This window comes from Streptomyces sp. C10-9-1, assembly GCF_024497955.1.
Taxonomy (GTDB): Bacteria; Actinomycetota; Actinomycetes; order Streptomycetales; family Streptomycetaceae; genus Streptomyces; species Streptomyces sanyensis.
This window is the reverse complement of sequence record NZ_JANHKP010000008.1, coordinates 276,688-299,086: the sequence shown is the minus strand read 5'-3', so window position 1 is coordinate 299,086 and position 22,399 is coordinate 276,688. Positions and strand designations below refer to the sequence as shown.

General features: G+C 72.9%; 20 protein-coding genes. 3 read left to right on the top strand and 17 right to left on the bottom strand.

Features of this window, described 5'->3' with window-relative positions; genetic code table 11:
• Positions 1 to 228: 228 nt before the first annotated feature.
• Complete coding sequence (gene hisS, locus NPS70_RS14145) at positions 229 to 1,491, bottom strand: histidine--tRNA ligase (RefSeq protein WP_256524558.1); 1,263 nt, start codon at positions 1,489 to 1,491, stop codon at positions 229 to 231.
• A gap of 13 nt (positions 1,492 to 1,504) precedes the next feature.
• Positions 1,505 to 2,215: an MBL fold metallo-hydrolase gene (locus NPS70_RS14140; protein WP_256524557.1), complete on the bottom strand. Its 711-nt coding sequence runs from the start codon at positions 2,213 to 2,215 to the stop codon at positions 1,505 to 1,507.
• A 167-nt stretch (positions 2,216 to 2,382) separates the two neighbouring features.
• On the opposite strand from NPS70_RS14140, the gene NPS70_RS14135 reads away from it, so the two are divergent.
• Positions 2,383 to 3,171, top strand: coding sequence for a peptidylprolyl isomerase (locus tag NPS70_RS14135; RefSeq protein WP_256524556.1), 789 nt, complete (start codon positions 2,383 to 2,385; stop codon positions 3,169 to 3,171).
• Between the two features lie 172 nt (positions 3,172 to 3,343).
• Positions 3,344 to 4,573 (top strand): DUF349 domain-containing protein, encoded by a 1,230-nt coding sequence (locus tag NPS70_RS14130; RefSeq protein ID WP_256524555.1) that lies wholly within the window; start codon positions 3,344 to 3,346, stop codon positions 4,571 to 4,573.
• A 75-nt stretch (positions 4,574 to 4,648) separates the two neighbouring features.
• Here NPS70_RS14130 and NPS70_RS14125 read toward each other — a convergent pair whose 3' ends face one another.
• The 15 genes from NPS70_RS14125 to pgsA form a co-directional block, all read right to left on the bottom strand.
• A complete protein-coding gene (locus NPS70_RS14125; protein WP_256524554.1) occupies positions 4,649 to 7,114 on the bottom strand; it encodes a bifunctional (p)ppGpp synthetase/guanosine-3',5'-bis(diphosphate) 3'-pyrophosphohydrolase in 2,466 nt (821 codons plus the stop codon).
• A 207-nt stretch (positions 7,115 to 7,321) separates the two neighbouring features.
• A complete protein-coding gene (locus NPS70_RS14120; RefSeq protein ID WP_256524553.1) occupies positions 7,322 to 7,867 on the bottom strand; it encodes an adenine phosphoribosyltransferase in 546 nt (181 codons plus the stop codon).
• Entirely contained in the window at positions 7,867 to 8,964 is a 1,098-nt protein-coding gene (secF, locus tag NPS70_RS14115) for a protein translocase subunit SecF (protein ID WP_256524552.1), read from the bottom strand. Before secF ends, NPS70_RS14120 begins: the two co-directional genes overlap by 1 nt.
• Before the next feature lies 1 nt (position 8,965).
• Positions 8,966 to 10,765 carry a protein translocase subunit SecD gene (gene secD / locus NPS70_RS14110; protein WP_256524551.1) on the bottom strand — a complete coding sequence of 600 codons (1,800 nt, stop codon included), beginning with the start codon at positions 10,763 to 10,765 and terminating at the stop codon, positions 8,966 to 8,968.
• A 144-nt stretch (positions 10,766 to 10,909) separates the two neighbouring features.
• Complete coding sequence (gene yajC / locus NPS70_RS14105; protein WP_256524550.1) at positions 10,910 to 11,371, bottom strand: preprotein translocase subunit YajC; 462 nt, start codon at positions 11,369 to 11,371, stop codon at positions 10,910 to 10,912.
• A gap of 165 nt (positions 11,372 to 11,536) precedes the next feature.
• Positions 11,537 to 12,571, bottom strand: a complete 1,035-nt coding sequence (gene ruvB, locus NPS70_RS14100) for a Holliday junction branch migration DNA helicase RuvB (RefSeq protein ID WP_256524572.1) — start codon at positions 12,569 to 12,571, stop codon at positions 11,537 to 11,539.
• A 97-nt stretch (positions 12,572 to 12,668) separates the two neighbouring features.
• Positions 12,669 to 13,280, bottom strand: a complete 612-nt coding sequence (gene ruvA, locus NPS70_RS14095) for a Holliday junction branch migration protein RuvA (RefSeq protein WP_256524549.1) — start codon at positions 13,278 to 13,280, stop codon at positions 12,669 to 12,671.
• Positions 13,277 to 13,816: a crossover junction endodeoxyribonuclease RuvC gene (ruvC, locus tag NPS70_RS14090; protein WP_256524548.1), complete on the bottom strand. Its 540-nt coding sequence runs from the start codon at positions 13,814 to 13,816 to the stop codon at positions 13,277 to 13,279. The genes ruvA and ruvC overlap by 4 nt, the downstream gene beginning before the upstream one ends.
• A gap of 141 nt (positions 13,817 to 13,957) precedes the next feature.
• Positions 13,958 to 14,710 (bottom strand): YebC/PmpR family DNA-binding transcriptional regulator, encoded by a 753-nt coding sequence (locus tag NPS70_RS14085; protein WP_256524547.1) that lies wholly within the window; start codon positions 14,708 to 14,710, stop codon positions 13,958 to 13,960.
• Between the two features lie 62 nt (positions 14,711 to 14,772).
• A complete protein-coding gene (gene pdxT / locus NPS70_RS14080) occupies positions 14,773 to 15,375 on the bottom strand; it encodes a pyridoxal 5'-phosphate synthase glutaminase subunit PdxT (RefSeq protein ID WP_256524546.1) in 603 nt (200 codons plus the stop codon).
• Complete coding sequence (pdxS, locus tag NPS70_RS14075) at positions 15,375 to 16,223, bottom strand: pyridoxal 5'-phosphate synthase lyase subunit PdxS (RefSeq protein ID WP_374211999.1); 849 nt, start codon at positions 16,221 to 16,223, stop codon at positions 15,375 to 15,377. Before pdxS ends, pdxT begins: the two co-directional genes overlap by 1 nt.
• A gap of 226 nt (positions 16,224 to 16,449) precedes the next feature.
• A complete protein-coding gene (locus tag NPS70_RS14070; protein WP_256524571.1) occupies positions 16,450 to 16,944 on the bottom strand; it encodes a hypothetical protein in 495 nt (164 codons plus the stop codon).
• Positions 16,945 to 17,070: 126 nt separating this feature from the next.
• On the bottom strand, positions 17,071 to 18,234 hold the full coding sequence (locus tag NPS70_RS14065; RefSeq protein WP_256524544.1) for a glycosyltransferase family 4 protein: 1,164 nt from the start codon (positions 18,232 to 18,234) through the stop codon (positions 17,071 to 17,073).
• On the bottom strand, positions 18,231 to 19,130 hold the full coding sequence (locus NPS70_RS14060) for a phosphatidylinositol mannoside acyltransferase (RefSeq protein WP_256524543.1): 900 nt from the start codon (positions 19,128 to 19,130) through the stop codon (positions 18,231 to 18,233). The genes NPS70_RS14065 and NPS70_RS14060 overlap by 4 nt, the downstream gene beginning before the upstream one ends.
• Positions 19,130 to 19,798, bottom strand: a complete 669-nt coding sequence (pgsA, locus tag NPS70_RS14055; protein ID WP_256524542.1) for a phosphatidylinositol phosphate synthase — start codon at positions 19,796 to 19,798, stop codon at positions 19,130 to 19,132. The genes NPS70_RS14060 and pgsA overlap by 1 nt, the downstream gene beginning before the upstream one ends.
• A gap of 290 nt (positions 19,799 to 20,088) precedes the next feature.
• Here pgsA and NPS70_RS14050 point away from each other — a divergent pair, with 290 nt between their 5' ends.
• Positions 20,089 to 22,290: an elongation factor G-like protein EF-G2 gene (locus NPS70_RS14050; protein WP_256524541.1), complete on the top strand. Its 2,202-nt coding sequence runs from the start codon at positions 20,089 to 20,091 to the stop codon at positions 22,288 to 22,290.
• The last annotated feature ends 109 nt before the right edge of the window (positions 22,291 to 22,399 follow it).

Sequence of the window (22,399 nt, the reverse complement as noted above, 5' to 3'; positions counted from 1 at the left end):
CGACCCGCTTCTTCGGGGGTGGCCTCGCGGGTCTGTGTAGAAGTCATCTCGCCGAATCCTCGTCTCGGTCTCATCGGTCGTCCCCGGCACCGCCATTCTGCCCCACGGCAGGGGCGCCGCCCTGTTCGCTCCGCATAAGCAGGCCGCTCCCCGGCCACCCCGACGGGCCTCAACGGCAGCGGGCCCCGGGGAGGTTGACTCCCCGGGGCCCGCGCGGGCGGTCCTTGCTCAGCCGAGCCGGGAGCGCAGCTCCGAGACGACGGTGGCCAGCGCCACCGCCTGCTGCTCCCCGGACTCCATGTCCTTGAGCTGCACCACGCCCTCGGCGAGGTCCCGCTCACCCGCGACCAGCGCGTAGCGCGCCCCGGAGCGGTTGGCGTTCTTCATCGCGCCCTTCAGGCCCTTGCCGCCGAAGCCGAAGTCCGCCGCGACACCGCCCCGGCGCAGCTCGGTGACCACGCCGAACAGGACCCGGCGGGCCTCCTCGCCCAGCGGCACCGCGTAGACGCTGGTCGTGCGCGGGAGGTCGAGCTCCACGCCCTCGGCCTCCAGGGCGAGCACGGTGCGGTCCACCCCCAGGGCCCAGCCGACGGACGGCAGCGCGGGGCCGCCGATCATCTCGGACAGGCCGTCGTAGCGGCCGCCGCCGCCGACCGCCGACTGCGAGCCGAGGCCGTCGTGCACGAACTCGAAGGTGGTCCGCGTGTAGTAGTCGAGGCCGCGCACCAGCTTCTCGTCGTCCTCGAAGGCCACCCCGGCCGAGGTCAGCAGGGCCCGGACCTCCTCGTGGTACGCCTTGCACCCGTCGCACAGGTAGTCGCGGAGCATGGGGGCGCCCACGAGCCGGCGCTGCACCTCGGTGCGCTTGTCGTCGAGGACCCGCAGGGGGTTGATCTCGATGCGCCGGCGGGTGTCCTCGTCCAGCTCCAGGCCGCGTAGGAAGCCCTGGAGCGCCTCCCGGTAGGCCGGGCGGCACTCCTTGTCCCCGAGGGAGTTCAGCAGGATGCGGAAGTTGCGCAGCCCCAGCGAGCGGTACGCCTGGTCGGCGAGGATGATCAGCTCCGCGTCCAGGGCCGGGTCCTCGGTGCCGATCGCCTCGGCTCCGACCTGGGAGAAGTGGCGGTAGCGGCCCTTCTGGGGGCGCTCGTAGCGGTAGTACGAGCCCGAGTACCAGAGCTTGACCGGCAGGTTGCCCGCCTTGTGGAGGTTGGCCTCCAGGGCGGCGCGCAGCACCGAGGCGGTGCCCTCGGGACGCAGGGCGAGCCGGCTGCCGCCCTTGGTCTCGAAGGCGTACATCTCCTTGGTGACGATGTCGGTGGACTCGCCGACCCCGCGGGCGAACAGCTCGACGTCCTCGAAGCCGGGGGTCTCGATGTAGCCGTACCCGGAGTCGCGCAGCGGGGCGGCGATCGCCTCGCGCACCGCGAGGTAGCGGGCGGAGTCGGGGGGCAGCAGGTCGTAGGTGCCCTTGGGGGCCTGGAAGGTGCTCACGGGGCTTCTCTCGTCACATTCCTCGTCGGGGAGCACCCTGGGTGCTCCCGGGGCCGGCGGCCACCTCACGCAGGTACGGGTTGGTGGCGCGCTCGCGGCCGATGGTCGTCTGGGGGCCGTGGCCGGAGAGGACCACGGTCGAGTCGTCGAGCGGCAGGCACACCCGGGCCAGCGACGCGAGCATGTCGTCCATGTCGCCGCCGGGGAGGTCCGTGCGTCCGATGGAGCCGGCGAACAGCAGGTCGCCCGAGAAGAACACGGACGGGACGTCCGCCGCCTCGGGCATCCGGAAGGCCACCGACCCCTTGGTATGGCCGGGGGCGTGCGACACGGAGAAGTCGAGGCCGGCCAGGGACAGCCGCGCGCCGTCCGCGAGCTCCCGCACGTCGTCGGGTTCGCCGACGGTCAGCTCGCCCATCAGCGGCATCCCGATGGAGCGGCCGAGGGCCTTCTCCGGGTCGCTCATCATGTAGCGGTCCTCGGGATGGATCCAGGCCGGCACGTCGTGGGCGCCGCAGACGGGGACGACGGAGGCCACGTGGTCGATGTGGCCGTGGGTCAGGACCACGGCGACGGGCTTGAGCCGGTGCTTCCGGATCGTCTCCTCGACGCCCTCGGCGGCCTGGTGGCCGGGGTCGATGATCACGCACTCCTCGCCCGCGGCGGGGGCGACCAGGTAGCAGTTGGTCCCCCAGGCCCCGGCGGGGAACCCGGCAATAAGCACGATCGTCCTCAGTTCGGTCGTCGGGAGGTCATGCCACGTGGAATGCAGCAGATCAGAGCCTACCGGCGCTGCTCATCCCACAGCCAACCCGTATACGGTACGGGGCAGGCTCGGCGGTCAGCATGACCCGGCGTACACAGACACGCACACATCGAGGAGAAGACCCGGTGGTCAGCAGCGATCAGCGGCGGCGGCAGCTCGCCCGGCAGAAGTTCGAGCGCCAGCAGCAGCGCAGGGAGCAGGCGCGGCACAGGAGCAGGCAGCGCAACGCGATCATCGCCGCGGCCGTCGCCGTCGTGCTCGTCGCGGGCGGCGCGGTCTGGGCGCTCGGCCTGGGCGGCGACGACACGGGGAAGGACGACGCCGCGGCCGCGTCGGAGGCCACACCGACGCCGTCCGCCACCGAGAGTTCGGCCCCCGAGCCGCCGATGACGATCGACCGGAAGGCGAAGTACGCCTTCGAGATCACCACCAACGAGGGCGAGCTCTCGATCGCCATGGACGCCGCGAAGACACCGCACACGGTGAACTCCTTCAAGGCGCTGGCCGACAAGGGCTACTTCGACGACACGAAGTGCCACCGCCTGACCACGGCGGGCATCTTCGTGCTCCAGTGCGGCGACCCGGACGGCAACGGAACCGGCGGCCCCGGCTACACCATCCCGGACGAGAACCTGGACGCGCTGGGCGAGCCCGGCGAGGACGGCACCGTCACCTTCGAGGCCGGCACGGTGGCGATGGCCAACACCAGCCGTCCGGACAGCGGTGGCAGCCAGTTCTTCCTCGTCTACAAGGACAGCAAGCTGCCCCCCGCGTACACCCCGTTCGGCACCCTGGACGAGGACGGCCTGAAGCTGGTCCAGGCCGTCGGCACGGCAGGTGTCGAGGGCGGCGGGACCGACGGCGCCCCGGCGAAGCCCGTCACCATCGAGAAGGCGGCCGTCCCGAAGGTGTGAGCCGGGGGAATTCGGTGGCGCCGGGTGCGGACAGCCGGGCGGGGCGTCGCCTAGATTGGCGTTGTGCGGCGCGGACGGGTTTCGCGCCGTGGACGGCGGGCGAGGCCCGCCGGGGAAACCGTGGACGATGCCCGGGGCGACGCCCTTGCGGGCATCAGGTGGAGGAGGCGCTGTGAGCAGCGACCCGTGGGGCCGCGTCGACGAGACGGGCACCGTGTACGTGCGTACGGCCGAGGGCGAGAAGGTCGTCGGATCGTGGCAGGCCGGCACTCCCGAGGAGGCACTGGCCTACTTCGAGCGCAAGTACGAGGGCCTGGTGGTCGAGATCGGCCTCCTCGAACGTCGGGTGAAGACCACCGACCTGTCGGCCAAGGACGCCCAGACGGCGATCGACCACCTGCGCCAGCAGGTGGACGAGCACCACGCCGTGGGCGACCTGGAGGCCCTGGGCCGGCGCCTGGACGCGCTGGTGGAGACGGTGGACAAGCGCCGCGAGGAGCGCCGGGCACAGCGTGCCCGGCAGAGCGACGAGGCGCGCAAGGCCAAGGAGGCGCTGGTCGCCGAGGCCGAGGAGCTGGCGCAGAGCGAGCAGTGGCGGGCCGCCGGGGAGCGGCTGCGGGGCCTGGTGGACACCTGGAAGGGGCTGCCCCGGCTCGACCGGAAGTCCGACGACGAGCTGTGGCACCGCTTCTCGCACGCCCGCTCGGCGTTCTCCAAGCGGCGCAAGGCGCACTTCGCCTCGCTGGACGCGCAGCGCGAGGAGGCGCGCCAGGTGAAGGAGCGCCTGGTCACCGAGGCCGAGTCGCTCTCGGGCTCGACGGAGTGGGGGCCCACGGCCGCCCGGTACCGCGACCTGATGGCGCAGTGGAAGGCCGCCGGGCGGGCCCAGCGCGAGGCGGAGGACGACCTGTGGAACCGCTTCCGCGGCGCCCAGGACGTCTTCTTCGCCGCGCGCGGCGAGGCGTTCGCCGAGCGCGACGCGGAGCAGTCGGAGAACCTGAAGCTCAAGGAGGAACTCGCCGAGGAGGCCGAGAAGCTGGTCCCGGTGACCGACCTCAAGGCCGCCCGGGCAGCGTTCCGGTCGATCAACGAGCGCTGGGAGGCCGTCGGCCATGTGCCGCGCGACGCCCGGCCGAAGGTCGAGGGGCGGATGCACGCGGTGGAGCGCGCACTCCAGGAGTCCGAGGAGAACGAGTGGCGCCGGACCAACCCCGAGGCGCGGGCGCGTGCCGAGGGGCTCACCGGGCAGCTGCAGGCGGCGGTGGACAAGCTCCGCGAGCAGATCGACGCCGCCCGCTCCGCGGGCAACAACGCCAAGGCCGACAAGCTCGCCAGGGAGCTGGAGGGCCGTCAGGCCCTGCTGGACCAGGCGCTGAAGGGCCTGGAGGAGTTCGGCGGCTGAGCTGTCGCGCGGCACACCGGCGGACGGGGCCCCTCACCAGGCGGTGAGGGGCCCCGTCCGCGTGTGCGCGGTGCCTCAGGGGCGGCGCGCCGAGGTCACGCGGTAGACGTCGTAGACGCCCTCCACCCCGCGGACGGCCTTCAGGACGTGGCCGAGGTGCTTGGGGTCGCCCATCTCGAAGGTGAAGCGGGAGGTGGCGACGCGGTCGCGCGAGGTCTGGACGGCCGCGGAGAGGATGTTGACGTGCTGGTCGGACAGGACGCGGGTGACGTCGGACAGCAGCCGGGACCGGTCGAGCGCCTCGACCTGTATGGCGACCAGGAAGACCGAGGACTGGGTGGGTGCCCACTCCACGTCGAGGATCCGTTCGGGCTGCTGGGAGAGCGAGTCGACGTTGACGCAGTCCGCACGGTGCACGGACACCCCGCTGCCTCGGGTGACGAAGCCGATGATCGGGTCGCCGGGCACGGGTGTGCAGCAGCGCGCCAGCTTCACCCACACGTCCTCCACGCCCTTGACCACCACGCCCGGGTCGGCGCTCTTGCGGCGCTTGCCCCGGCTGCGGGAGGGCGGCGTGGACTCCGCGATGTCCTCGTTGGCGGCCTCCTCGCCGCCGAGGGCCTGCACCAGCTTCTGGACGACGCCCTGCGCGGCGACGTGGCCCTCCCCGATCGCCGCGTAGAGGGAGGAGATGTCCGGGTAGCGCATCTCGTGTGCGAGCGTGACCAGCGAGTCGCCGGTCAGGATGCGCTGGATGGGCAGGTTCTGCTTGCGCATGGCGCGGACGATGGCGTCCTTGCCCTGCTCGATCGCCTCGTCCCGGCGCTCCTTGGAGAACCACGCCCTGATCTTGTTCCGGGCCCGTGGGGACTTGACGAAGCCGAGCCAGTCGCGGGACGGTCCGGCGCCCTCGGCCTTGGAGGTGAAGACCTCGACCAGGTCGCCGTTGTCCAGGGTCGACTCCAGCGGCACCAGCCGCCCGTTGACCCGTGCCCCTATCGTGCGGTGCCCGACCTCGGTGTGGACGGCGTAGGCGAAGTCCACGGGGCTCGCGCCCGCGGGGAGCGCTATGACGTCGCCCTTGGGGGTGAAGACGAACACCTCGTTGCGCGACAGGTCGAAGCGCAGCGACTCCAGGAACTCGCCGGGGTCCTCGGTCTCCTTCTGCCAGTCGAGCAGCTGGCGCAGCCAGGCCATGTCGTTGACGGTGTCCTGGCCGGCGCTGCCCTTGGCGGCGCGCGGCACGTCGGTGCGGACCTTGGATGCGCCGGCGACCGTCTCCTGCTTGTACTTCCAGTGCGCGGCGATGCCGTACTCGGCGCGGCGGTGCATGTCGAAGGTGCGGATCTGGAGTTCGACGGGCTTTCCGCTGGGCCCGATGACCGTCGTGTGCAGCGACTGGTACATGTTGAACTTGGGCATCGCGATGTAGTCCTTGAACCGCCCCGGAACCGGGTTCCAGCGGGCGTGGACGGTGCCCAGCGCCGCGTAGCAGTCGCGGACGGTGTCCACGAGGACGCGGATGCCGACCAGGTCGTAGATCTCCGCGAAGTCGCGCCCGCGGACGATCATCTTCTGGTAGACGCTGTAGTAGTGCTTGGGGCGGCCGGTGACGGTGGCCTTGATCCGGGCCGCGCGCAGGTCGGACTGCACCTCGTCGGTCACTATGGCGAGGTACTCGTCGCGCTTGGGGGCCCGCTCGGCGACGAGGCGCACGATCTCGTCGTACATCTTGGGGTAGAGGATCGCGAAGGAGAGGTCCTCCAGCTCCCACTTGATGGTGTTCATGCCCAGGCGGTGGGCCAGGGGGGCGTAGATCTCCAGCGTCTCGCGGGCCTTCTTCTCCTGCTTCTCCCGCTTGAGGTAGCGCATGGTGCGCATGTTGTGGAGACGGTCCGCCAGCTTGATGACCAGCACCCGGGGGTCCTTGGCCATGGCCACGACCATCTTGCGGACGGTCTCCGCCTGCGCGGCCTCGCCGAACTTGACCTTGTCCAGCTTGGTGACGCCGTCGACGAGCAGCGCGACGGAGTCGCCGAAGTCGCGCCGCAGCTGGTCCAGGCCGTACTCGGTGTCCTCCACCGTGTCGTGCAGCAGCCCGGCCATCAGGGTGGCCGGATCCATACCCAGTTCCGCGAGGATGGTGGTCACGGCGAGCGGGTGGGTGATGTAGGGATCGCCGCTCTTCCGCTTCTGGCCGCGGTGCCAGCGCTCGGCGACCTGGTACGCCTTCTCGATCTGGCGCAGGGTCGACGTCTCGATCTTGGGGTCGTTGCCGCGGACGATCCGCAGGAGCGGTTCGAGGACCGGGTTGTACGGCGAGGAGCGCTGCACCCCGAGCCGGGCGAGGCGGGCGCGCACCCGGCTGGAGGAGCCGCCGCCGCGGGAGCCCGCGGGCGGTGCGGGCTTGGGCGCGGTGACCGGCACCGGGCTCACCCGCTCGGCCGCGGAGGGCCGTGACTCGGGCGTGGCAGGGGCTGCCGCGGTCCGGTCGGGCTTCGGATCGGACGGCGCGGCGGCGGGCTGGGCCTCGTCTGGCAAGGGCGCTCCTCGTGCGGTTCCGGGTCCCCCGGTCAGGTCCGGAAAGGCCATGGTATCGATCCGGCCGCGCGGCCGCGCACGAGGCGCCGGCGAGGGCGGGCGGGCACGGGCCCGGGCGCGGGGAGCCGGCCGGGTCGGGGGGCCGGAAAGGGCGGCGGGGTGCCCCGGGAGAATCCCGGGGCACCCCGCCGCGCGTGCTCCGCCGCCTCAGAGCGTGATCAGTGCCTCCAGCGGGGCACCGCGGAGGGTGTTGCCGAGGCGGTCCCGGCCGCCGAGGAAGCCGAGCTCCATCAGGACCGCGACCCCGGCGACGTCCGCACCGGCCCGCCGGATGAGTTCCAGGGACGCCTGGGCGGTCCCCCCGGTGGCCAGGACGTCGTCGATGACGAGCACGCTGTCGCCCGCGGCCAGGTCCTCGGCGTGCACCTCGATCTCGGCGGAGCCGTACTCCAGCTCGTACGCCTGCGCCAGGGTGGCGCCGGGGAGCTTGCCCGCCTTGCGCACCGGGACGAACCCGACGCCCGCGCGGACGGCGACCGGGGCGGCCAGGATGAAGCCGCGGGCCTCCAGGCCCACGATCTTCGTCGCGCCCCGGCTCTCGCAGAAGGCGCTGAGCACCTCGGTGAGGGCCGAGAAGGCGACCGGGTCGGCCAGCAGCGGGGTGATGTCCTTGAACAGCACCCCCGGCTTGGGGTAGTCCGCGATGTCGCGGATGCGGCTGAGCAGCAGCTCCCGCGTCTGGTCGGTGATCATCAGCGCCGTCCGGTGGGGCGTCCGCGACCCCGTCCGCGGGGGCCGACCACGGCCGCCGCGGGGGCGGGGTCGAGCAGCTCCCCGTCGGCGTCGGGGCTCTGGTCACCGGGGCGCGGCTCGCCCTTGGCCGCGGCCGCGGCGCGCTTGGCGAGCACCCGCTTGCGCAGGGCCTTGATCTGCGGCTCGCGCTCCTTGAGGTCGGCGACCAGCGGGGTGGCGATGAAGATCGAGGAGTAGGCACCGGCCGCGAGGCCGACGAACAGCGACAGGGAGATGTCGTTGAGCATGCCCGCGCCGAGGACACCGCCGCCGATGAACAGCAGACCGGCCACGGGGAGCAGTGCCACCACGGTGGTGTTGATGGAGCGGACCAGGGTGGAGTTGATGCTGCGGTTGGCGATCTCGCCGTACGTCCAGCGGGTCTGCTTGGTGATGTCCTTCGAGCTCTCCTTGAGTGAGTCGAAGACCACCACCGTGTCGTAGAGCGAGTAGCCGAGGATGGTCAGCAGGCCGATCACCGTGCCCGGGGTGACCTCGAACCCGACGAGCGCGTAGACGCCCACGGTGATCGTGATGTCGTGGATGAGGGCGATCAGCGCGGCGACGGCCATGCGCCATTCGAAGGCGATGGCCAGGTAGATCACCACGAGGATCATGAAGACGCCGAGGCCCGTCCACGCCTTGTTGGCGATCTGCTCGCCCCAGCTGGGTCCGACCAGCTCCGCGTTGACGCTGTCGCGCTCGACGCCGAGCTCCTCGGCCAGCTCGGTCTGCACCTGGTCGGCCTGGGCCGTGTCCAGCTCGCTGACCTGGATGCGCATGCCCCCGGTGCCGAGTTCCTGGACGATCGCCTGGTGCCCGGAGGCCTCCTCGGCGATCTCCTGGGCCTGGCTGACCGAGACCTCGACCTTGGGCGTGGTGAAGACGGCACCGCCCTTGAACTCGATGCCCATGTTCAGGCCGCGCACCGCCAGGCCCACGATGGCCGTGATGGTGATCAGGATCGAGACGCCGTACCAGATCCTGCGCTTGGCGACGAAGTCGTACCCGACCTCACCGCGGTACAGACGGGCGCCGAGGTTGCCGAGTCGCGACATCTCACGCCTCCTTCGGGTCGGTGGGGACGGACACACGGCGGCCGCGCCGCAGCGGGGGCTTGGCGCCCAGGCGCTGGGGGTCCAGACCGGACCAGGGGTGGCCGCCGGAGAAGAACGGCCGGCGGGCCAGGAGCGTCATCAGGGGCTTGGTGAAGAAGAAGACCACGACCACGTCCAGGAGGGTGGTCAGGCCCAGCGTGAAGGCGAAGCCCTGCACCTTGCCGACGGTCACGATGAAGAGCACCGCGGCGGCGAGGAAGGACACGAAGTCCGAGACGAGGATGGTGCGCCGGGCGCGCGGCCAGGCCCGCTCCACGGCCGGACGCAGGGTCCGGCCCTCACGGATCTCGTCGCGGATGCGCTCGAAGTACACGATGAAGGAGTCGGCGGTGATGCCGATCGCGACGATGGCGCCGCAGACGGCGGGCAGGTTCAGCGCGAAGCCGATGCCCGGGCCGAGCAGGGCCATGATCGTGTAGGTCATCGCCGCCGAGACCAGGAGGCTGAGGATGGCGATGAACGCCAGCCCCCGGTAGTAGACGACGAGGTAGAGCACCACGAGCGCGAGGCCGATGGCTCCGGCGATGAGACCGGCCCGCAGCTGCTCGCCGCCGAGGGCGGCGGTCACGGTGGTGACGCTGGCCTCCTCGAAGGAGAGCGGCAGGGCGCCGTAGGACAGGATGTTGCCCAGGTCCTGCGCGGACTCCTGGGTGAAGTCGCCGGTGATCTCCGCGTTGGCGCTCAGCGTCTGGTTGACCTGCGGGGCCGAGACCACTTCGCCGTCGAGGACGATGGCGAACTGGTTCATGGGCGGCTGCTGCTGCGACAGGCGGCTGGTGATCGTGGAGAACTTCTTGGCGCCCTCCTCGGTGAACTCCATGGTGACCTTCCACAGGCCACGCTGCTGGTCGAGCTCGCCCTGGGCGTCGTCGACGTCCCGGCCGTCCACCTCGGCGGGGCCGAGGATGTACTTCTCCCACTGGCCGGCGCTGTTCGTGCCGCAGGCGATCGTGGTGTCGCCGGGCTTGACGCCGTCGCCGAGGGTGCCGCGCACCGCGTCGTCGGTGCAGTCGAGTTCGGTGAACCGCTTCTGGAGGTCGGCCGAGGCCTGGTCGTCCGCGGGATCGGTCGAGGCGCTCGCCGAGGGCTCGGGGCTCTCCGAGGGCTTCGGCTCCTCGGAGGCGGAGGCGGAGGGGCTCGCGGCCGGGGCCTTCAGCCCCTCGGTGACCGCGCGGCCCTGGGTGGTCGGCGACGCGGTGGGCTCGGCGGAGGGGGCACCGGACTCGGGCGTGCCCTCGGTGGCGGTGTCGGGGGACGCGGAGGCGCCGTCCTCGGGCTCACCGGAGGCGGAGGCGCTGGGGCTCGGCGCGGGCTCCTCGCCCGCAGGCCCGCCCGGGGCGACGGCCAGCACGGGGCGGAAGTAGAGCTGGGCGGTGGTGCCGACCTGCTTGCGCGCCTGCTGGGAGTCCGTGCCCTTGGGGATGTTGACGATGATGTTCCGGTCGCCCTGGGTCTGGACCTCGGCCTCGGAGACGCCCAGACCGTTGACACGGCGCTCGATGATGCCGACCGCGGTGTTCATGTTGGTCTCGTTGATGGCGTTGGGCGCGCCCGGCTGGTTCTTCGCCTCCAGCGTGATGGTCGTACCGCCCGCCAGGTCGATACCCAGACGGGGCGTGAGCTGGCCCGACCAGAACATCCCGCCGGTGAGTGCGACCAGGGCGATCAGGATCAGGACCAGGGAACGCCCCGGCCTCCCCTGGGCCCCCGTGGGCTTTCGGCCCCTGTTCGGTGCTGCCACCTTCTCGATTCTCCCTGTCCAACCGCCCACGCCGGGTCTGCGCCGGAGCGGCCACGAAGTGTTGTGGGGGCCCGCCCCCGGGTTGCGTCGGCACCCCTGGGGACCGCGCGGCACCCGCGGGTGCCGCGCGGTCCCGCACGGGTCCTACTTCGCGCCGGCCTCGCCGTCGCGGCCGTCCTTGCCGTCGCTGCCCTCGGCCTTGGCGCCGTCCGCGTCCTCGTCCGCCTTCTTGCCGAGGTCGACCCGGTCCTCCGCGGGGGAGTCACCGGTCAGCGAGGAGGCGTCGTCCGGGACGACGGGGGAACCGTCCGCGATGGCCTCGTCGTCACCGTGCACGATGCGGTTGTACTCGTCGTCGGCGAGGACGGCTCCGATCGCGTTCTTCGCGAAGAGGAGGTGCACGCCGGGGGCCGCCTCCAGGAGGACCGTGTCGTCGCTGACGTCCTTCACGGTCGCGTACATGCCACCGATGGTCCGCACTCCGGTGCCGGGCTGCATCGAGTCGCGCATGTGCGCGGCCTGCTGCTGCTTCTTCTTGGCGGAGCGGGTCATCAGGAACATGGCCCCGATGAGCACGATGAACGGGAGGAGGGTCAAGATATCCACGGCGGGGAATTCCTTCGCACGACCGCGCTGACGAACGGCCTGGTCTACGGGGGTGGGCACGCCGTCCCCGGAGGGGCGGCATCGGCGGAGTCTAAGCGAGTCCGCATCACTGGAACAACGCCCAGCATCGCACCCGGGTTCCGCGGGTGACGAGTCTCCTCGCCGTCACGCCCCGAAGAGCCCCTGTTGTCCGCTTGCGCCGGGGGCCTGCTGCGGCGGTACCAGACCCAGGTGCGTCCAGGCCGCCGGGGTCGCGATCCGGCCACGCGGGGTGCGGGCCAGCAGACCCTCCCTGACCAGGAACGGCTCGGCCACCTCCTCCACGGTCTCCCGCTCCTCCCCCACCGCCACGGCCAGCGTCGACAGGCCCACCGGACCGCCGCCGAACAGTCTGAGCAGCGCCCCGAGGACGGCCCGGTCGAGCCGGTCCAGGCCGCGCCCGTCGACCTCGTAGACGGCGAGGGCGGCCGCGGCCACCTCGCGGTCGATCCGTCCGTCCGCCTTGACCTGCGCGTAGTCGCGCACGCGGCGCAGCAGGCGGTTGGCGATGCGGGGCGTGCCGCGGGAGCGGCCGGCGATCTCCGCCGCCCCCTCGGTGTCGATCTCCACGTCGAGCAGAGACGCGGAGCGGTGGACCACGCGCTTCAGCTCGGCCGGCTCGTAGAACTCCATGTGCGCGGTGAAACCGAAGCGGTCGCGCAGCGGGGGCGGCAGCAGACCGGCCCGGGTGGTCGCCCCGACCAGGGTGAACGGCGGGAGTTCCAGGGGGATGGCGGTGGCACCGGGGCCCTTGCCCACGATCACGTCGACCCGGAAGTCCTCCATCGCCATGTAGAGCATCTCCTCGGCCGGCCGGGACATGCGGTGGATCTCGTCGAGGAAGAGCACCTCCCCCTCCTGGAGGGAGCTGAGGATGGCCGCGAGATCGCCGGCGTGCTGGATGGCGGGGCCGGAGGTGATGCGGATCGGCGCGTTCATCTCGGCGGCGATGATCATGGACAGGGTCGTCTTGCCCAGCCCGGGGGCGCCGGAGAGCAGCACGTGGTCGGCCGTGGCACCGCGGGCGAGGGCGGCCCTGAGCACCAGGTCGAGCTGCTCGCGGACCCGCTCCTGGCCGACGAACTCCCCCAGCGACCTGGGGCGCAGGGCCGCCTCGACGGCCTGGTCCTCCCCGTCGGCGGCGGGGCCGACGAGGCGCATGTCGGTGTCGGCGGCGGTGGGGTCGTCCGGGTTCACGTGGTGTCTGCCTCTGCGGGTCGGGGCGGGTACGGGGTGCGCGAAGGTCTGCCGGGCCGGTTCAGCGTGCCCGGTTCAGGCTCTGCAGGGCCGCCTTCAGCAGCGGGCCGACCTCCGGTGCGGAGCCGAGCGCCTCGGCCTGCGGGGTGACCGCGACGACCGCCTCGTCCGCCTCGCGGGTGGCGTATCCGAGGCCGAGCAGTGCCGCGTGGAGCTGGTCGCGCCAGGAAGCCGTGACCGCGGCACCGACCGCGGCGCCACCGGCGCCCACCGGCGCGCCGAGCCGGTCCCTGAGCTCCAGCAGCAGCTTCTGGGCGCCCTTCTTCCCGATGCCCGGCACCGCCGTCAGGGCCTTCTCGTCGCCGGCTGCGACCGCGGTGCGCAGCGCGTCGGGCCGGTGGACGGCGAGCATGGCCTGGGCGAGGCGGGGGCCGACCCCGCTCGCGGTCTGGAGCAGCTCGAACACCTGGCGCTCGTCGTCGTCGGCGAAGCCGTACAGGGTGAGCGAGTCCTCCCGCACGACGAGCGAGGTCGCCAGGCGCGCCTCCTGGCCGACGCGCAGCCCGGAGAGGGTGTCCGGTGTGCACTGGACGGCCATGCCGACCCCGCCGACCTCGACCACCGCGGTGGTCGGGGCGAGCGCGGCGACGGTGCCGGAGACGAAGGCGATCATGCGGTGCCTTTCGGGGAGAGCGTGGCGCGGTGGGCCGCCACCGCCTGCTGGAGCCGGTTCTGCGCCGGTGCGCGCCAGATGTGGCAGATGGCGAGGGCGAGGGCGTCCGCCGCGTCGGCCGGCCGGGGCGGGGCGTCCAGCCGCAGGAGCCGGGTGACCATGGCGCCGACCTGCGCCTTGTCGGCCCGGCCGCTGCCGGTGACGGCGGCCTTGACCTCGCTGGGGGTGTGCAGCGCCACGGGCAGGCCCCGGCGGGAGGCGCAGAGCATGGCGACGGCGCTGGCCTGGGCGGTGCCCATAACGGTGCTGACGTTGTGCTGGCTGAAGACCCGCTCCACGACGACGATCTCCGGCCGGTGCTCGTCGAGCCACTGCTCGATGCCCTGCTCGATCGCGACGAGCCGGCGCCCCAGCTCCTCGTCCGCCGGTGTGCGGACGACCCCGACGCCCCGCATGGCCAGCGGGCGGCCCGCGACGCCCTCCACGACGCCCACGCCGCAGCGGGTGAGGCCCGGGTCGACCCCCAGGACGCGCATACCGCCCCTCCCCTCTCTCTCCCACACCTGTTCGTGCAGGCTATCCGCCGGCACCGACAACACACGGACGGGCCGGCGGGGGTGTGTCCCCGCCGGCCCGTCCGTGGTGCGGCGCGCGGCCGCCTCGTCCCCGCGGCCGGATCAGGCGTCGACCTTGGCCATGACCTCGTCGGAGACGTCGAAGTTGGCGAAGACGTTCTGCACGTCGTCGCTGTCCTCCAGCGCGTCGATCAGCTTGAAGATCTTCCTCGCGCCCTCCTCGTCCAGTTCGACCTGCATGGTCGGGACGAAGTCGGCCTCGGCCGAGTCGTAGTCGATCCCGGCCTCCTGGAGGGCGGAGCGGACGGCGACCAGGTCGGTGGCCTCGCTCAGCACCTCGAAGGACTCGCCGAGGTCGTTGACCTCCTCGGCACCCGCCTCCAGCACGGCGCCCAGCACGTCGTCCTCGGAGAGCCCGCTCTTCGGGACGATGACGACGCCCTTGCGGTTGAACAGGTAGGACACCGAGCCCGGGTCGGCCATCGAGCCGCCGTTGCGGGTCATGGCGACCCGGACGTCGGAGGCGGCGCGGTTGCGGTTGTCGGTGAGGCACTCGACCAGCACCGCGACGCCGTTCGGCCCGTAGCCCTCGTACATGATGGTCTCGTAGTCGACGCCGCCGCCCTCGAGACCGCCGCCGCGCTTGACCGCGGAGTCGATGTTCTTGTTGGGGACGGACTGCTTCTTCGCCTTCTGGATGGCGTCGAAGAGGGTCGGGTTGCCGTCCGGATCCGGGCCGCCGGTGCGCGCCGCGACCTCGATGTTCTTGATGAGCTTCGCGAAGAGCTTGCCGCGCTTGGCGTCGATCACGGCCTTCTTGTGCTTCGTCGTAGCCCATTTAGAGTGGCCGGACATCTGCCTGTCTCCTTCACGTAACCCTGTACTGAACGAACCCGCTAGATCCTACCGGGACCGTGTCAGCTCCCCGAGCGCACCATCTCGACGAACAGCGCGTGCATCCGGTGGTCGCCGGTGAGTTCGGGGTGGAAGGAGGTGGCCAGGGCACGGCCCTGGCGGACCGCCACGATGTGGCCGCCGTGCTCGGCGAGCACCTGCACCTCGGCGCCGACCGACTCGACCCAGGGGGCGCGGATGAAGACGCCGTCCACGGGGCCCACCCCGGCGACCTCGACGCTCGCCTCGAAGGACTCGTTCTGGCGTCCGAAGGCGTTGCGGCGCACGATCATGTCGATCCCGCCGAAGGTCTCCTGCCCCGAGCGCGGGTCCAGGATCTTGTCGGCCAGCATGATCAGCCCGGCGCAGGTGCCGTAGACGGGCATCCCGGCGGCGATCCGCTCGCGCAGCGGGCCCGCCATCCCGAACAGCTCGGCCAGCTTGGACATGGTCGTGGACTCGCCGCCGGGGATGACCAGGGCGTCGACCTCCGCGAGTTCCCCGGGGCGGCGGACAGGCCGGGCCACGGCGTCCGCCGCGGCCAGGGCGACGAGGTGCTCGCGCACGTCGCCCTGGAGCGCGAGGACGCCGACCAGCGGGGTGCCCGCCGGGGAGGAGCCGGTCATCACCAGCCCCGGTTGGCGTAGCGCTCGGCCTCGGGCAGGGTGTCGCAGTTGATGCCGACCATGGCCTCGCCCAGGTTGCGGGAGGCGTCGGCGACGATCTTCGGGTCGTCGTAGAAGGTGGTGGCCTTGACGATGGCCGCGGCGCGCTTGGCCGGGTCGCCCGACTTGAAGATGCCCGAGCCGACGAAGACGCCCTCGGCGCCGAGCTGGCGCATCAGCGCCGCGTCCGCCGGGGTGGCCACACCGCCCGCGGAGAACAGCACGACGGGGAGCTTGCCGAGCTCGGCGACCTCCTTGACCAGCTCGTAGGGGGCGCGCAGCTCCTTGGCCGCGGCGTACAGCTCGTGGTTGTCGAAGCCGCGGAGCCGGGCGATCTCGTTCTTGATCTGGCGCAGGTGGCGCACGGCCTCGACGACGTTGCCGGTACCGGCCTCGCCCTTGGAGCGGATCATGGCCGCGCCCTCGGCGATGCGGCGCAGGGCCTCGCCCAGGTTGGTGGCACCGCAGACGAAGGGGGTGGTGAAGGACCACTTGTCGGAGTGGTTGACCTCGTCGGCCGGGGTGAGGACCTCGGACTCGTCGATGTAGTCCACGCCGAGGGACTGCAGGACCTGGGCCTCGACGAAGTGGCCGATGCGGGACTTGGCCATGACCGGGATCGAGACGGCCTCGATGATGCCCTCGATCATGTCCGGGTCGGACATCCGGGCCACGCCGCCGTCCTTGCGGATGTCCGCCGGGACCCGCTCCAGGGCCATGACGGCCACGGCGCCCGCGTCCTCGGCGATCTTCGCCTGCTCGGGCGTGACGACGTCCATGATCACGCCGCCCTTAAGCTGCTCGGCCATACCGCGCTTGACGCGGGAGGTGCCGGTGGCCGGGGTGTCGGCGGACTGCGGGGTGGGGTTGACGGACACGGAGGACCTCACTCGGTGAAGACGGTGTGATGCGTCCCCGATGGAACCCCCGGGACCCAGTCCACTGCAAGGGCCAATGGGGAGCCGGTGGATCGTTTTGCCCCGGGCGCCGCGGCGGGCCACCGGTGACATGCCCCGAATGCGCCCCCGCGTGCCCTCAGGCAGCGCGGTCGGCGAGGGCCACCGGGGGCTGGTCGTCCATCTCGAAGGCCAGCGGGAAGGGCGCGTGGCCCGCCAGCCGGAACCAGCGCACCGTGCGGTGCCGCCGCAGTGCCCGGGCCGCACGGACCGCGTCGTTGTGGAAGCGGCGGGCCATGGGCACCCGGCGCACCGCCTGGCCCAGCTCGGCGGCCGCCTCCGCACCGCCCGGCACCTCGCGCAGCGCCGCGACCTGCTCGGGCTCGCCGAACACGGCGCGCAGGGCCCCGCTCAGCTCGCTCTCGGCGACCTCCCGCTGCTCCTCCTCCGCCTGCCGGGCGTCGTGGGCGGCCTCGTAGAGCACGATCGAGGCCGCCGGGTCGAGGATCCCCGAGGTGGCGAGCTCCTGGGCCACGGACGCGCGGCGCAGCAGCTGGGCGTCGAGCGCGGCGCGCGCGGCGTCGATCCGGGCGTGCAGCCGGTCCAGGCGCCCGGCGGTCCAGCTCAGGTACATGCCGATCGCGACGAGTGCGACGACGATCCAGATCACGGTGCTCACGGGCGGCAAGGCTACCCGGCGCCGGGGCCGGGCCACCGGGCGGTGCGGCACCGGCGGACCCCGGCCGCGGCCGGCCGGGGCTCAGTCGCGGGCGGCCAGGCCGAAGCGGGCCCGCAGCCCGGTGCGTTCGTCGGCGGCGACGGAGGCGGCGCCGTCGGTGACCGTCTCGTACACGGCCAGGATGTCCGCCCCCACGGTCGACCAGTCGAAGCGGCGCACATGCGCGCTGCCGCGCGCCCGCAGCTCCGCCCGGCGGGCGGGGTCGCGCAGCAGCCGCACCGCGGCGGCGGCCAGCGCGGAGGCGTCCTCGTTGGCGAAGAGCTCCCCCGCCTCGCCCTGGTCCAGTACCTGGGCGAAGGCGTCCAGGTCGGAGGCGAGCACCGGGGCGCCCGCGGACATCGCCTCCACCAGGATGATCCCGAAGCTCTCGCCCCCGGTGTTGGGGGCGACGTAGACGTCGACGCTGCGCAGCAGCCGCGCCTTGTCCTCGTCGCTGACCATGCCGAGGAACTCCACCCGGGAGCGCATCGCGGCGGGCAGCGAGGCGACGGCCTCCTCCTCGTCGCCGCGCCCGGCGACCAGGAGGCGGGTGCCGGGGCAGGCGTCCAGGATCTCCGGCAGGGCCTTCATCAGGACGGGCAGGCCCTTGCGGGGCTCGTCGATCCGGCCGATGAAGCCGAGGGTGGCGCCCTGCCACTCCGGGCGCGGCTCGGCCTTCTCGAAGAAGCCGACGTCCACCCCGTTGGGGATGACCACGGCGTCGCCGCCCAGGTGCTCCACCAGGGTGCGCCGGGCGTACTCGCTCACCGCGATCCGGGCGCTGATCTTCTCCAGCGCGGGCTGGAGGATCGGATAGGCGGCGATCATGGCGCGGGAGCGCGGATTGGACGTGTGGAAGGTGGCCACGATGGGCCCCTGCGCCGCCCAGCAGGACAGCAGGCCGAGCGAGGGCGAGGCGGGCTCGTGGATGTGGATGACGTCGAAGGTCCCCTCGTGGAGCCAGCGCCGCACCCGCGCCGCGGAGAGGAAGCCGAAGTTCAGCCGGGCCACGGAGCCGTTGTACGGGACCGGCACCGCCCGCCCGGCCGAGACCACGTACGGCGGCAGCGGGGTGTCGTCGTCGGCCGGGGCCAGCACCGAGACGTCGTGGCCGAGGCGGATGAGGTGGTCGGCGAGGTCCCGGATGTGGAACTGGACGCCGCCGGGGACGTCCCAGGAGTAGGGGCAGACGATGCCGATCTTCACGCGGGGCGCTCCTCGAGGTCCGCCAGCCAGAGACGCTGGAGCATGTGCCAGTCCTCCGGGTGCTCGGCGATGCCGCCCGCGAAGACGTCCGCGAGGGCCTGGGTCATGGCGGCGGTCCGCTCGGCCCGGGTGCCCGACGCGGGCACCTCGACGGCGGGGTGGACGCGGCCCTGTATCACGGGCGTCCCGTCGTACCAGAGGGTGACCGGGAGCAGCAGGGCCCCGGTCTGCTGGGCGAGCAGGGCGGGCCCGGCGGGCATCCGGGCGGTGGCGCCGAAGAAGTCCACCTCGACGCCGGAGGAGGACAGGTCCCGGTCGGCGACCAGGCAGACCAGGCCCCCGTCGCGCAGGCGCCGGGCCAGGGTGCCGAAGGCGGAGCCCCCCGTGTGCGGGAGGACCTCCATGCCGAGGCTCTCCCGGTAGGCCACGAAGCGGTCGTAGAGGCTGTCGGGCTTCAGGCGCTCGGCCACGGTGGTGAAGGGGATGCCGAGCGCGCGGGTCACCCAGACCCCGGCGACGTCCCAGTTGGCCAGGTGGGGCAGGGCCAGGATCACGCCCCGGCCCGAGGCGAGTCCGTCGGTGAGGTGGTGGACGTCCTTGGGGTCGAAGCTGCTGCGGGCCCGCTCCTCGTCCCAGGCGGGCAGCCGGAAGGACTCCATCCAGTAGCGCATGTAGGAGCGCATCCCGGCGCGCGAGAGCTCGGCGAGACGCTCGGGCGAGGCGTCCGGGACCACCCGGGCGAGGTTGGACTCCAGCCGCAGCACGCCCTTGCCGCGCCGTTTCCAGACGGTGTCGGCGATGCGGCGGCCCAGCCGGGCGGCGGCGGGCTCGGGAAGCTTCTTGACGGCGCTCCAGCCCAGTTGGTAGAGGCCGTCGGTCAGGCGGTCGCGCAGCATCAGGCCTCCGCTCCGTCCCGGTGGGCGGGGCCCTCCGCGGCCTCCGCCTCGGCGGACTCCCGGCGGACGGTGACCACCCGCTGGGCGAGGGTGACCAGGCTGCCCAGGGCGACCACCCACAGGGCGACGGGCAGCAGGACGTCGATGCCGGGCACCCCGAAGGCGTGCAGTCCGGCGAGGCCGGCGGCGACCAGCGAGATCACCAGGCGCTCGGCGCGCTCCACCAGGCCGTTGACCGCGACCGGCAGGCCGATCGACTCCCCGCGGGCCTTGGTGTAGGAGACGACCTGGCCGCTGGCGAGGCAGAAGATGGCCACGGCGCACATCAGGTCGTTGTCGCCCGTGCCCGCGTACCAGAGCGCGAAGCCGCCGAAGATCGCCCCGTCGGCCACCCGGTCGAGGGTCGAGTCGAGGAAGGCCCCCCAGCGGCTGGAGGTCCCGGCCTGGCGGGCCATGTTGCCGTCGACCAGGTCCGAGAAGACGAACAGCGTGATGACGACGGTGCCCCAGAAGAACTCGCCCCGGGGGAAGAAGACCAGGGCCCCCGCCACCACGCCGGCCGTGCCGACGAGGGTGACCGCGTCGGGACTCACCCCGCGGCGGAGGAGGAACGCGGCGAAGGGTGTGAGGACACGCGTGAAGAATGCACGCGCGTACTTGTTCAGCATGGTCTTCCCGAGGTCCGGTATGCCGTGTGGCCCCTACGGCCACCGGGTGGACCATCGTAGTCACGCCCCGGGCGGCCCGGTGGCGGGACCCGGGCGCCGCGTCCCCGGGACCGCGGAGGGGCCCGGACCCGGCCCGTCCGCGGGCGCGACCGATGGACGCGGCACGGCGGGGGTGGAAAGCTCGAAGGGACGACCGCGGGCACCGCCGGGACCGCCGCGGACCCACGCCCCGGGCAGGGCCCCGGCCTCCCGCACCCTGCTCGGCGTGCGACGGATCGGGAGGCACGATCATGGGCGACAAGTCGCGGACACACACCGGGGCCGCCGGAAGGGCACCGGCGGCCGACCACCCCGCGTCGGTGCGCAACGTGGTGCTGGTCGGCCACAGCGGTTCCGGCAAGACGACACTGGTCGAGGCCTTGGCGCTGACGGCGGGGGCGGTCGGCCGGGCGGGCCGGGTCGAGGACGGGGCCAGCGTCTCCGACCACGATCCGATCGAGCACCGGCAGGGGCGCTCGGTGCAGCTCTCCCTCGTCCCCGTGGAGTGGGAGGGCGTCAAGGTGAACCTCCTGGACACCCCGGGGTACGCCGACTTCGTCGGCGAGCTGCGGGCGGGCCTGAGGGCGGCGGACGCCGCCCTCTTCGTCGTCTCGGCCGCCCAGGAGGCGGACGCCGTCGACGCCTCGACCCGGGCGGTGTGGGAGGAGTGCGCGGCGGTCGGCATGCCGCGGGCGATCGTGGTCACGCACCTGGAGACGGCCCGCACCGGGTTCGAGGAGCTGACCGGCGTCTGCGCGCGGCTGTTCGGCGGGGACGACCCGGACGCGGTCCTGCCGCTGCACCTGCCCCGCCACGGGCCGCGGAACCCGGACGGCCACAGCCCGGTCACCGGCCTTCTGGGACTGCTCACCCGCCAGGAGCTGGACTACTCCTCGGGGGAGCGCCGCGAGCGCGAGCCGGACGAGGCGCTCGCGGCGCTGATCGAACCGGCCCGCGGCCGGCTGATCGAGGGGATCATCGCGGAGAGCGAGGACGAGACCCTGATGGACCGGTACCTCGGGGGCGAGCAGGTCGACACGGACACGCTCGTCGGCGATCTGGAGAAGGCCGTCGCACGGGGGACCTTCCACCCCGTACTGGCCGCCGCTCCCCCGGCGGAGGGCGGCCGCCAGGGGCTGGGGACGGTGGAGCTGCTGGAGCTGGTCACCCGCGGCTTCCCGACACCGCTGGAGCGTCCGGTGCCCGCGGTGACCGGACCGGACGGCTCGGCGCGGCCCCGGCTGGACTGCGACCCCGACGGTCCGCTGGCGGCCGAGGTCGTCAAGACCTCCTCCGACCCCTACGTGGGACGGATCTCGCTGGTGCGGGTCTTCTCGGGGACGCTGCGCCCGGACGACACGGTGCACGTCTCGGGGCACGGCCTCGCCGACCGGGGCCACGAGGACCACGACGTGGACGAGCGGGTCGGCGCGCTCACCTCCCCGCTCGGCCGGCAGCAGCGGCCGGTGCCGCACGCGGTGGCGGGCGACCTGGCGTGTGTGGCGAAGCTGTCCCGCGCGGAGACCGGCGACACGCTCTCGGCGAGGGGCGCCCCGCTGCTGATGGAGGCGTGGGCGATGCCGGACCCGCTGCTGCCGCTGGCGGTGCGGGCCCACAGCAAGACCGACGAGGACCGGCTCTCCCAGGGGCTGGCCAGGCTGTCGGCCGAGGATCCCACCCTGCGGCTGGAGCAGAACCCGGACACCGGCCAGGTCGTGCTCTGGTGCATGGGCGAGGCGCATGCGGAGGTGGCGCTGGAGCGTCTGCGCGAGCGCTACGGGGTGCAGGTCGACGTCGTGCCGCACCGGGTGGCGCTGCGCGAGACCTTCGGCCGCGGCTCCTCGGGCCGGGGGCGCCATGTGAAGCAGTCCGGCGGCCACGGGCAGTTCGCCGTCTGCGAGATCGACGTCGAGCCGCTTCCGGCGGGTTCGGGCGTCGAGTTCGTGGACAAGGTGGTGGGCGGCGCGGTTCCCCGGCAGTTCGTGTCCTCGGTGGAGAAGGGGGTGCGGGCGCAGGCGGCGCGGGGGGTGCTGGCCGGGCACCCCCTGGTGGACGTCAGGGTCACGCTGCGCGACGGCAAGGCGCACTCGGTGGACTCCTCCGACGCGGCGTTCCAGACGGCGGGGGCGCTGGCGCTCAGGGAGGCCGCGGCCGAGGCGTCCGTGGAACTGCTGGAGCCGGTGGCCGAGGTGCGGGTGGTGGTGACGGACGACTGCGTCGGGGCGGTGCTCAGCGACCTGTCGGGACGCCGGGGCCGGGTGGTCGGAACCGAACAGGAGGACGGCGCCCGCACGGTGGTCCGTGCGGAGGTGCCCGAGATGGAGATCGGCCGGTACGCGGTCGACCTGCGCTCGCTCTCGCACGGCACCGGCAGCTTCAGCCGGTCCTACCTGCGCCACGAGCCGATGCCCCAGCAGGTCGCGGACCGGGTGCGCGCGGCGGCGGCGGACTGAGGGGGCGCCTCCCCGGGGGCACCGCCCGCCGAGGACCCGTCCGGGGGTGCGCCGTGCCGCCCCGGCGCGCCCCCCGCTGTGCACTGACGCGCCGGTGCTGCCCCCGATA